Source organism: Streptomyces sp. NPDC013187 (genome assembly GCF_042899705.1).
GTDB classification, from domain to species: Bacteria; Actinomycetota; Actinomycetes; order Streptomycetales; family Streptomycetaceae; genus Streptomyces; species Streptomyces hawaiiensis_A.
In genome coordinates this window covers 262,108-273,207 of sequence record NZ_JBIBAF010000004.1, presented here as the reverse complement: position 1 = coordinate 273,207, position 11,100 = coordinate 262,108, and the positions used below count along the sequence as shown (strand labels likewise).

Here is an 11,100-nt window from a genome sequence, read left to right as displayed (position 1 = left end):
CAGGTACGCCTCCGTAAAAGCCTTACCAGGGTGGGGAGTTCCGCATGGACAGACGCAGCTTCAACCGGCGGGTCCTGCTGGGCGGCGCGGCCGTCGCGACGTCGCTGTCCGTGGCGCCGGAGGCCGTCAGCGCCGCCGGACCGGCGAAGACGGCGCCCGCCGGAGGCGAGGTGAAGCGCATCAAGATGTACGCCGAGAAGCTGGCCGACGGGCAGATGGGCTACGGCCTGGAGAAGGGCAAGGCGTCCGTCCCGGGCCCCCTGATCGAACTCAGCGAGGGCGACACCCTGCACGTCGAGTTCGAGAACACCATGGACGTGGCGGTGAGCCTGCACGTCCACGGCCTGGACTACGAGATCACCAGCGACGGCACGAAGATGAACCGCAGTCATGTCGAACCGGGCGGCACCCGCACCTACACCTGGCGCACCCACACCCCCGGCCGCCGCAAGGACGGCACCTGGCGGGCGGGCAGCGCGGGCTACTGGCACTACCACGACCACGTGGTCGGCACCGAGCACGGCACGGTGGGGCTGCAGAAGGGCCTGTTCGGCCCGGTCGTCGTGCGCCGCAAGGGCGACGTCCTGCCGGACCGCACGCACACCGTCGTCTTCAACGACATGCGGATCAACAACAGGCCGCCGCACTCGGGGCCGAACTTCGAGGCCACGGTGGGGGACCGCGTGGAGTTCGTCGTGATCACGCACGGCGAGTTCTACCACACGTTCCACATGCACGGTCATCGCTGGGCGGACAACCGCACCGGCATGCTGACCGGCCCCGAGGACCCCAGCCAGGTCATCGACAACAAGATCACTGGCCCTGCCGACTCGTTCGGCTTCCAGGTGATCGCGGGGGAGGGGGTCGGCGCGGGCGCCTGGATGTACCACTGCCACGTCCAGAGCCACTCCGACATGGGGATGGTCGGACTGTTCCTGGTGAAGAAGCCGGACGGCACCATTCCGGGGTACGAGCCGCACGAGCACGGCGACGAGCCGGCGGGCGGTGGTCACGAGCACGGCGACGAGTCGGCGGGCGGCGGTCACGAGCACGGGGAGGAGCCGGCGGGCGGCGGTCACGAACACTGACGGGCGGCTGCTCTCCCCGTCCGGGCCGGTCGGCACGCGAGAGCGCTCTCACCACGCTGCGTGTCCGGGGCTATCCTGATCCGCAGCCGCAGGTGAGGAGCCCGAAGTGACCGACACAGCCCCGCGTCCCACCCTGGAGGCCGTGGCCGCCCGGGCCGGTGTCTCGCGGGCCACCGTGTCCCGCGTGGTCAACGGCGGCGACGGGGTCCGGGACATCCTCGTGGAACGGGTCCGCAAGGCCGTGGACGAACTCGGGTACGTGCCCAACCAGGCCGCCCGCGCCCTGGTCACCCGGCGCCACGACGCGATCGCGGTCGTCGTCGCCGAACCGGAGACCCGGGTCTTCGCCGACCCGTTCTTCGCGCTCCAGCTGCGCGGCATCAGCAAGGAGCTCACCGCCCACGACAACCAGCTCGTGCTGCTGCTCACGGAGGGCAGGGACGACCACGCCCGGGTCGGCCGCTACCTCGCCGGCGGACACGTCGACGGCGCCCTCGTCTTCTCCCTGCACCTCGACGACCCGCTGCCGGAGCTGATCCAGCGGGCCGGTGTCCCCACCGTCTTCGGCGGACGGCCCGGCTGGAGCGGCGACCGGCGCGACGTGGTCTACGTCGACAGCGACAACCGCGGCGGCGCCCGTGACGCCGTCCGGCACCTGGCCGGGCTCGGCCGTACCAGGATCGCGCACATCACCGGCGCCCTCGACCAGACCTCCGCCGCGGACCGCCTCGACGGCTACCGGGACGTCATGGTGGACGCCGACCCGCGGCTGATCGCCGAGGCCGACTTCACCCCGGCCGGCGGCGAACGGGCGATGCGTGAGCTCCTGGAGCGCTGCCCGGACGTGGACGCGGTGTTCGCCGCCAACGACCTCACGGCCGCCGGCGCGCTGCGCGTCCTGCGCGCCTCCGGCCGCCGCGTCCCCGACGACGTGGCCGTGATCGGCTTCGACGACATGCGGCCCGTCGCGGAACAGACCGACCCGCCGCTCACGACGGTACGTCAGGACATCGAGGAGATGGGCCGCCTGATGGCCCGCCTGCTGCAGCGCGGCCTCGACCGTGAGGCCCCGCGGGATGGCGTCGGGGCACCCCCGTCGAGCGTGGTGCTGCCGACGACCCTGGTGCGGCGCGGGTCGGCGTAGGGACCGCGTCGCCGGGGGGACCCGGACGGCGCGCGCCGGGGGGATCCGGACGGCGTGCCCCGGGGGGATCCGGACGGCGCGCGCCGGGGGGATCCGGACGGCGTGCCCCGGTCGGGCTCAGCCCTGCTGCGGCTCACTGCGGATCACCGCGAAGCGGGCGCCGTAGGGGTCGGCGAGTTTGGCGAGGCGGCCGACGGACGGCAGGTCCGTGGCCGGGAGGCGGACCGTGCCGCCCAGCTCCTGGGCCCTGGCGACGATGGCGTCCGTGTCGGCGACCTCGAAGTACGGCAGCCAGTACGCCTCGTTCTCCGCCGGGTCGTCGGCCAGGGGTACGACACCGCCGAACATGGCGTCCTCGCTCAGTCCGGCGGGGTTGAACGTCGTGTAGGTGCCGCCGGCGAAGTCGGCTCCGAAGGTCTCCAGGCCCAGCACGGAGTGGTAGAAGGCCGCCGCGGCCGGGACGTCCGCCGTGTACAGCTCGACCCAGCACAGCGAACCGTGCTCCTGGACGACCTCCAGGCCCTTGTTACGGCCCGGCTGCCACAGCCCGAAGGTCACCCCGGCCTGGTCGGCGAGGATCGCCATCCGGCCCAGGTCCTGGACGTCCATCGGCTGCACCGTCACCGCACCGTGCGCCTGCTCGGCCGCCCGCGCCGTGGCGTCCGCGTCCGGCGCCTGGAAGTACACCGTCCAGGACGGCGGCCCCTGTTCCGGCGTGGTCTGCATGCCCCCGGCGGCCGTCCTGCCGCCGAGCTGGAACAGGCCGTACCCTCCGACCTCCGGGCCGCCCGGCTGGAACCGCCAGCCGAACAGCCCGCCGTAGAAGGCGGCGGCGCCGTCGATGTCGGGGGTGCCGAGATCGATCCAGTTCGGAGCGCCCGTGACATAACGGGTGGTGAGCATCGTCGCCCTCCTCGCACAGGGGCCCGTCGTCTGCCCTCCCGAGTCTCGCACCGCCCGGTGACGACCGCCGCCCGAGCGCCGCCGGACGTGCACCCCGGGTTTGCGCGCGCCGCCGTGCGTCTTCCTGCCCGGCGGGCGATCATCTGGGGCCGGGAGGGGTGAACGCGGTGTTGATCCCGCGTTGATCGAACGTTTTTCACCGCCCGCGACGCTCTCGGTCATGCACATCGACACCATCACCCCGCCCGAACTCGAATGGCAGCAAGAGGCGTTGTGCGCGCAGACGGGGGCGGACTTCTTCTTCCCCGAGCCGGGCAGTTCGGTGCGGGAGGCGAAACGGATCTGCGGTATGTGCCCGATCCGGGCGGCCTGCCTGGCGTACGCGCTGGAGCACGACGAGCGCTTCGGCGTCTGGGGCGGTCTTTCGGAGAAGGAGCGGCTGGAGCTGCGGCGGGTGCCGCGGTAGCCGCCAGGGCGCGGGGACCTCCCGGTCCCCGCGCCGCTGTCCGCAGCCGGTAGCGCACGGGCCCGGCCGCTCGTGGCGGCCGGGGCCCGGGGACGTGCGGGCGGGTTCGGCGTCAGGCGCCGGCCCGGGCGGCCATCCGCGCCTTGCGGGCGGCCAGCTTCTCGTCGAACTTCGACGCCTCGGAGTCCAGACCGCCCATGTACAGACCCAGCTCCTCCTGCGCCTTGCGACCCTCAGGGCCCAGACCGTCGATCTCCATGATCTTCAGGAAGCGCAGCACCGGCTGGAGCACGTCGTCGTGGTGGATGCGCATGTTGTAGATCTCGCCGATCGCCATCTGCGCGGCGGCCCGCTCGAAGCCGGGCATGCCGTGGCCGGGCATCCGGAAGTTCACGATGACGTCGCGCACCGCCATCATCGTCAGGTCGGGCGCCAGCTCGAAGGCCGCCTTCAGCAGGTTGCGGTAGAAGACCATGTGCAGGTTCTCGTCGGTGGCGATGCGCGCCAGCATGCGGTCACAGACCGGGTCCCCGGACTGGTGGCCGGTGTTGCGGTGCGAGACGCGGGTCGCGAGCTCCTGGAAGGCCACGTAGGCGACCGAGTGCAGCATCGAGTGCCGGTTGTCCGACTCGAAGCCCTCGCTCATGTGGGACATCCGGAACTCCTCCAGCTTGTCCGGGTCCACCGCGCGCGAGGTGAGCAGGTAGTCGCGCATCACGATGCCGTGCCGGCCCTCCTCCGCGGTCCAGCGGTGCACCCAGGTGCCCCAGGCGCCGTCGCGGCCGAACAGCGAGGCGATCTCGTGGTGGTAGCTGGGCAGGTTGTCCTCGGTGAGAAGGTTGACGACGAGCGCGATGCGTCCGATCTCGGTGACCTTGGACTGCTCCTTCTCCCAGGCCTCGCCGTCCTCGAAGACACCGGGGAAGTTGCGGCCGTCGCTCCACGGCACGTACTCGTGCGGCATCCAGTCCTTGGCGACCTTCAGATGCCGGTTGAGCTCCTTCTCGACCACTTCCTCCAGGGCGTACAGCAGCTGAGCGTCGCTCCAGGCGCCGGCCGGGCTGCCGAGGTGGGGAGTGGTGATCGTCATGGACTCTCCAGGGGACAAACGTACGAGCGGTGATCAGTGAACCTACGGCATCGTAGGCTACGTCTCCGTAGGTTACGTAGCCGTAGGTTAAGAGTGCCGTAAAGTCCCCTGATCAGCGGTGTCGCCCGGTGACGCGTCAGCCTCCCAGGACCCGCAGGTCGAGAGGTCGGTCGGGGGCACGCGGGCCGCTCAGACGTACAGCTCCCTCAGCCGCACCGAGAGGCACGTCACACATCCCTCGAGTTTCTCGAACTCGCTGATGTCCATGACGACCGGTTCGTACCCGAGGTCGGCGAACAGCTCGGCGGTCTTCGGCGCGCTCGCCGCCATCAGCAGCTTGTCGCCGCCGAGCAGGACCACGTGCGACCCGGCCTCCTCCGGGACCGGCAGGAAGCGGGCGAACAGCGACGGGGTGTCCATCTTCGGAATGTGCCCGATCACCGTGCCGTCGGGCAGCGCCGTGACCGCCGACTTCAGGTGCAGCACCTTGCTCACCGGCGCGGACACGACCCGCGCGCCGAGCGGCTCGAACGCCGCGCGCAGCTGACGGACGCCGGCGGCGTTGGTGCGGCCGCCCCGGCCCACGTAGACCGTGTCGCCGATCTTCAGGACGTCTCCGCCCTCCAGGGTGCCGGGCTCCCAGATCCAGTTCACCGAGCAGCCCAGACCGGCCACGGCCTCCTCCACCCCGGCGGTCTCCTCCCGCCGGGAGTCGGCGCCGGGACGCGCGATCAGGGCGACGTTCTTGTACATCACGACCGTGTCCTCGACGAACACCGAGTCGGGGCAGTCGTCGGCCGGGTCCACCTCGATGGTCTCCCAGCCGTGCGTGCGCAGGGCCTCCACGTACGCCTCCCACTGCTCGACGGCGAGGTCGGCGTCGACCTTCTCCCGCTCGATGTGCGTCACCAGCCCTTCGGCGAGACGCGGGCTGGGGCGGCGGACGAGGGCCTTCTTGCTGGGCACGAGCGTGACTCCGTATCGGGTGGGACGTCGGGACCGCACCGACGGAGCCTCCGGGATCGACCGGAACCCATCGGGCGTCGGCCGACCATCATGCAGGGCGAACGAGGGCGAGGACAGCCCCGGGGAGGGGCGGAGCGGGTGGAGGGGCCGAGTTACCGCCCGCCGGGTACCCGCCGAGCGCCCCCTCCAACTCAGCCGCCGACCCGGCCCCTTCCGGCCGCCCGCCCGGCGCCCCGACCGCGTTCCTCGGCTCCGCCCACCGGACCGGCCCCCTCCAGCCCTGCGCCCCGACCGCGTTCCTCGGCTCCGCCCACCGGACCGGCCCCCTCCAGCCCTGCGCCCCGGCCGCGTTCCTCGGCTCCGCCCACCGACCCGGCCCCCTCCAGTCCTGCGCCCCGACCACGTTCCTCGGCTCAACCCACCGGACCGGCCTCCTCCAGCCCTCGCCGCTGTGCCGGTGTCACCGCACCGGTGGCGGTTTCCTGCTGTTCGTCCGGACGCAGGCACTCGATCAGGTAGTCGCCCGTGTCGGGGTCTCGGGTCACCCCGTGGGTCTCGCTGCCGAAGCCGGGGAAGCGGCGGTCGAAGGACTCCAGGGCGCCGAGGTAGCGCAGGAGAGGACCGTCCGTCTCGCCGGTGCTCTCGCCCGGCATGAGGACCGGGATGCCCGGCGGCGTCACCGTGACCATCGCCGCGGCGACCCGCCCCGGCGCGTCCGCCAGACGGACCCGTTCCGTGCCGCCGCGGATCAGGCGCTGGTAGCACAGCTGGGGCGGGGCGGCCGGCTCGGGCAGGTGCTGGAAGGCGGTGTCGAGCAGTTCGACGAGGCGGGCCGCGCGCAGATGGTCGTGCATCTCCTGGCACAGGTCGCGCAGCGTCAGCCCGGTGTAGCGCCGCGGGTGCTCCGCCACCAGCGCGGGCAGCACACGGTCGAGCGGGGCGTCACCGTCGTAGAGGTCCTTGAAGTCCATGAGGGCGTCCAGCAGGGTGCCCCACTTGCCCTTGGTGATGCCCATGGAGAACAGCACCAGCGTGGTGTAGCTGTCGGTCTTCTCGACGACGATGCCGCGCGTCGTCAGGTACGCGGTGAGCACCCGGGCCGGGATGCCGCGCTCGGACATCTCCCCGGTCGCGTCGAGCCCCGGGCAGGTCAGGGTGACCTTGATCGGGTCGAGCATGCAGTAGCCGTCGGTCAGCCCGGGGAAGCCGTGCCAGTCCGCGTCGGGCGCGAGGTGCCAGCAGGACGGCTCGGTGCGCAGCAGGTCGGCCGGTACCTCGTCGAAGGGCAGACGTTTCCCGCTCGCCGGGTCCGTCACCTCGTCCGGCTGCCACACGCCGAAGAACCACGGCGGCCGGTCGCCCGCCGCCTCGATCCGCCGACCGATCCGCACCATCTCCTGGCGGAACCGGATCGCCTCGGTCACCGCCTCGTCGACCAGCCACTGTCCCTGCGGGCCGTCCATCATGGCCGTCGCCACGTCCAGCGAGGCGATCATCGGGTACAGCGGTGATGTGGTCCCGTGCATCATCAGCGCCTCGTTGAACCGGTCGTGCTCGACCGGTGCCCGCGGTGCCGGCCTGACGTGCACCATGGCTGCCTGCGACAGGGCCGCCAGAAGTTTGTGGGTGGACTGGGTCGCGAAGACCGTCGGCCGGTCGGGGCCGGGGAAGGCCTCCTCGTCCACCGACATGCCGTAGCGCCCGGCGTAGAGCGGATGGAAACGGGCGTAGGCGAACCACGCCTCGTCGAAGTGCAGCCGGGGCGTGGCCGCGGCGAATGCCCGGGCCGCCGCCACCGCGTCGTAACACAGCCCGTCGTACGTGGAGTTGGTGAACACCGCGTACTGGGCGCGCGAGGAGACGGCATCCGAGGTCAGCGGATTCGCCGCGATCCGCGCGGCCACGGAAGCCGGTGCGATCTCGGCGGGCGGCAGGGGGCCGGCGAGGCCGTAGCCGTTGCGGGTGGGGACCAGGTACACCGGGCGCGCGCCGGAGACGACCAGGCCGTGCAGGACGGACTTGTGGCAGTTGCGGTCGACCAGGGCGATCTCGTCGCGGGTCACGCTGAAGTGTCCGACCAGGCGGTTGCAGGTGGAGTCGCCGTGCAGGACGAAGTAGGTGTGCGCGGAGCCGAAGACCCGCGCGGCGTTGCGCTCCGCCTCGCCGATCGGCCCGGTGTGCTCGAACAGGGAGCCGAGCTCCTCCACGGAGATCGACAGGTCGCTGCGCAGCAGCCGCTCCCCGAAGTACGCGTGGAACGCCCGGCCCACGGGTGACTTGAGGAAGGCGACACCGCCGGAGTGCGCGGGAGTGTGCCACGAGTACTCGTGCGCGTCGTCGAAGCGCCGCAGCGCCTTGAAGAACGGCGGCAGCAGGGCGTCCTGGTAGGCGCGTGCGGCGGTGGTGATCCGCCCGGCGATGAACGCCGGCGTGTCCTCCAGCGGCCACACATAGCCCACCACCGACTGGGACACCCACAGCGGCAGCTCGCACAGCCCTTCGTCCGCCATGACCAGGAACACCGGCAGGTTCCGGAACCGGCGCCCGATCCGGCGCAGCACCGTCGCACCGCCCGGCCCGCTCCCAGTTCCCGCTTCGGCCCCGGTGGGGGATCCGCCCCGGCCCTCGGTCCCCGCTCCGCTCCCGCCCTCGGTCCCCGCTCCGCCCCCGCCCTCGGCCGCCGCGAGGGCTTCACCCCGGCCCCCGGCTCCGCCCCCCGCTCCGGACGGAAGGTCCCAGGCGATCACGGCGGCGGCCAGCCCGGCCTCGGTCCGCAGCACCGCCTCGGCGTCGGCGACGCTCACCACCCACCGCACCTGTAAGCCGCGCGCCCGGATTCCCTCGGCGATGCAGGTCAACTGCTCCGCGCCGACACCCCCGTCGTCCGGATGCTCCGCCACCGCCACCAGTACCGTGCCGTCGGCCATGCCGCTCCCCCTCCCCGGTGGCCCGCGCCACCCCCTCCAGTGTTCGCGGGCCCCGCACGCATGATCGGCCGGAGCCGCGCCAAACCACCCCATCGATCCAACGCCCGGATCGCGCGTTGACGATCGGTCCGATGCCCGGACCGCTCATCGGCGATCGGTTCGACGCCCGGGCCGCTCATCGGCGATCGGTTCGACGCCCGGACCGCTCATCGGCGATCGGCGTGGCTCCGGCTCACCGGCGGTGCCCCACCGCCCTCCGCAGATGCTCCCCGGTGAACGAGCCCTCGGCCTCCAGCAGCTGCCGGGGCGTCCCCTCGAAGACGATCCCGCCGCCGTCCCTGCCGCCGCCCGGGCCGAGGTCGATCACCCAGTCCGCCCGGGCCACCACGTCCAGGTTGTGCTCGACCACGACGACCGTGTTGCCCGAGTCGACCAGCCGGTCCAGCAGGGCGACGAGCCCTTCCACGTCCGCCATGTGCAGGCCGGTCGTCGGTTCGTCGAGCACGTAGACCGCCCCGGTCCGGTGCAGTCGCGTGGCCAGCTTGATGCGCTGTCGCTCGCCCCCGGAGAGGGTGGAGAGGGGCTGGCCGAGCGTCAGATACGTCAGCCCGACGTCCCGCAGGGCGCGCAGCCGGCGCCGTACGCCCGGGTCGTCGAAGAAGCCGAGCGCCTGCTCGGCCGTCATCTCCAGGACGTCCGCGACGGAACTGCCCCGTACGGTCAGCCGCAGCACCTCCTCCTTGAAGCGCCGCCCCTCGCAGGCGTGGCAGGTCGTCGTCACCGGGTCCATGAAGGCCAGGTCGGTGTAGATGAGGCCCCGGCCCTCGCAGGTGCCGCAGGCCCCGCCGGAGTTGAAGCTGAAGAGGCCCGCCTCGGCCCCCGTCTCGCGGGCGAAGATCCTGCGGACCGTGTCCATGATCCCCAGGTACGTCGCCGGGGTGGACCGGCCCGAGATGCCGATCGACGACTGGTCGACGACCACGGCCTCGTCGTGCGCGGCGGTGAACTCCCCGGCGAGGGTGCTCTTCCCGGACCCGGCGACCCCGGTCACCGCCGTGAGCACACCGGCAGGGAACCGCACGGTCACGTCCCGCAGGTTGTGCCGGCGGGCGCCCTTGACCCACAGCTCGCCGACGGGCTCCCGCACCTCGCCCTTGACCGCCGTACGGCGGCGCAGGCACCGCCCGGTGAGCGTGCCGGACGCCGCCAGGTCCTTCGGCGTTCCCTCGAACACCACCGTGCCGCCCCCTGCCCCGGCGCCAGGCCCCATGTCGACGACGTGATCGGCCAGTGCGATGACGTCCGGGTCGTGTTCGACGACCAGCACCGTGTTGCCCTTGTCGCGCAGGCGCAGCAGCAGTTCGCCGAGGCGGCCCACGTCCCGGGGGTGCAGGCCGACGCTCGGCTCGTCGAAGATGTACGTCATCCCGGTCAGGCTGGAGCCGAGGTGCCGCACCGTCTTCAGCCGCTGCCCCTCCCCGCCGCTGAGCGTGTCGGTCTCCCGGTCGAGGCTCAGGTAGCCGAGGCCGATCGCCTCGATGCGCTCCAGCGCGGCCACGGCGGCCGAGGCGATCGGCCGGGCCACCGGGTCGTCGATCTCCTTCAGTACGGTGATCAGATCCGTGACCTGCATGCGGGTGCAGTCGGCGATCGTCCGGCCGTCGATGCGGGTCGCGAGCGCCGCGGCGTTCAGACGCGCCCCACGGCAGACCGGGCAGGGACCTTCCACCAGGTACGCGCGGACCAGGTCCCGGGTCTTCTGGCTCATGGCCGACAGGTCACGCTTCAGGTAAAGCCGCTCGAAACGGACGGCCAGCCCCTCGTACTCGGTGGTCCAGGTGCCGCCGCTGCCGTTGACGGTGACCTTGCTGCCGGGCCGCCCGCGCATCAGGAACTCGCGTTCGGCGGCGGTGAACCGCCCCACCGGCTTGTGCGGGTCGAGGTCGGTGCTGTTGGTGTACGCCTGCCCCTGCCAGGTGCCGGCGGCGAACGGCGGGAAGCGGACCGCCCCGTCCGCGAGGGAGCGGCCCGGGTCGAGGATGCGGTCCCAGTCGGGCCGCACCGTCCGGCCGAGGCCGTCGCACTCGGGGCACATGCCCGACGGGTCGTTGAACGAGTACGCCGTCGCCGGTCCGGCGCTCGGCGTGCCGTGCCGGGAGAACAGCACCCTGATCACCGAGTAGACGTCCGTCATGGTGCCGACGGTCGACCGGGAGTGGCCGCCCACCTGCCGCTGATCGACGACGATCGCGGGGGTGAGATCCTCCAGGCCGTCCGCGCGCGGCCGCTCGAACTTGGGCAGCCGGTTGCGGACGAACCAGGGGTAGGTCTCGTTCAGCTGGCGCTGCGACTCCACCGCGATCGTGTCGAAGACGACGGACGACTTCCCCGATCCCGAAACGCCGGTGAACACGGTCAGCCGGCCTTTCGGGATGCGGAGGGTGACGTCCTTGAGGTTGTTCTCGCGTGCTCCGGTCAGGGTGATGGCATCGTGCCCGAAGTCGGTCATGCCACCG

8 protein-coding genes are annotated in these 11,100 nt (G+C 72.1%); 3 read left to right on the top strand and 5 right to left on the bottom strand.

Going from position 1 to position 11,100, the window contains the following annotated elements:
• Window positions 1-44: 44 nt before the first annotated feature.
• Together ACFY5B_RS09800 and ACFY5B_RS09795 are read left to right on the top strand one after the other, a co-directional pair.
• Window positions 45-1,088, top strand: a complete 1,044-nt coding sequence (locus tag ACFY5B_RS09800; protein ID WP_389967102.1) for a multicopper oxidase domain-containing protein — start codon at window positions 45-47, stop codon at window positions 1,086-1,088.
• A gap of 106 nt (window positions 1,089-1,194) precedes the next feature.
• Window positions 1,195-2,232 (top strand): LacI family DNA-binding transcriptional regulator, encoded by a 1,038-nt coding sequence (locus ACFY5B_RS09795; RefSeq protein ID WP_389967099.1) that lies wholly within the window; start codon window positions 1,195-1,197, stop codon window positions 2,230-2,232.
• Window positions 2,233-2,349: 117 nt separating this feature from the next.
• Here the strand turns inward: ACFY5B_RS09795 and ACFY5B_RS09790 are convergent, their stop codons facing one another.
• Window positions 2,350-3,135, bottom strand: coding sequence for a VOC family protein (locus ACFY5B_RS09790; RefSeq protein ID WP_389967096.1), 786 nt, complete (start codon window positions 3,133-3,135; stop codon window positions 2,350-2,352).
• A gap of 220 nt (window positions 3,136-3,355) precedes the next feature.
• Between ACFY5B_RS09790 and ACFY5B_RS09785 the strand changes: the two genes are divergently transcribed.
• Window positions 3,356-3,601 (top strand): WhiB family transcriptional regulator, encoded by a 246-nt coding sequence (locus ACFY5B_RS09785; RefSeq protein ID WP_344465514.1) that lies wholly within the window; start codon window positions 3,356-3,358, stop codon window positions 3,599-3,601.
• A gap of 112 nt (window positions 3,602-3,713) precedes the next feature.
• On the opposite strand, the gene ACFY5B_RS09780 is transcribed toward ACFY5B_RS09785, so the two are convergent.
• The 4 genes from ACFY5B_RS09780 to ACFY5B_RS09765 all read right to left on the bottom strand — a co-directional run bounded on the left by ACFY5B_RS09780 (window position 3,714) and on the right by ACFY5B_RS09765 (window position 11,093).
• Complete coding sequence (locus ACFY5B_RS09780) at window positions 3,714-4,691, bottom strand: acyl-ACP desaturase (protein WP_358322145.1); 978 nt, start codon at window positions 4,689-4,691, stop codon at window positions 3,714-3,716.
• Window positions 4,692-4,880: 189 nt separating this feature from the next.
• A complete protein-coding gene (gene ddaH, locus ACFY5B_RS09775) occupies window positions 4,881-5,657 on the bottom strand; it encodes a dimethylargininase (RefSeq protein WP_389967091.1) in 777 nt (258 codons plus the stop codon).
• Window positions 5,658-6,070: 413 nt separating this feature from the next.
• Window positions 6,071-8,584, bottom strand: coding sequence for an Orn/Lys/Arg decarboxylase N-terminal domain-containing protein (locus ACFY5B_RS09770; RefSeq protein WP_389967088.1), 2,514 nt, complete (start codon window positions 8,582-8,584; stop codon window positions 6,071-6,073).
• Between the two features lie 232 nt (window positions 8,585-8,816).
• Window positions 8,817-11,093, bottom strand: a complete 2,277-nt coding sequence (locus ACFY5B_RS09765; RefSeq protein WP_389967085.1) for an ATP-binding cassette domain-containing protein — start codon at window positions 11,091-11,093, stop codon at window positions 8,817-8,819.
• Window positions 11,094-11,100 lie beyond the last annotated feature (7 nt).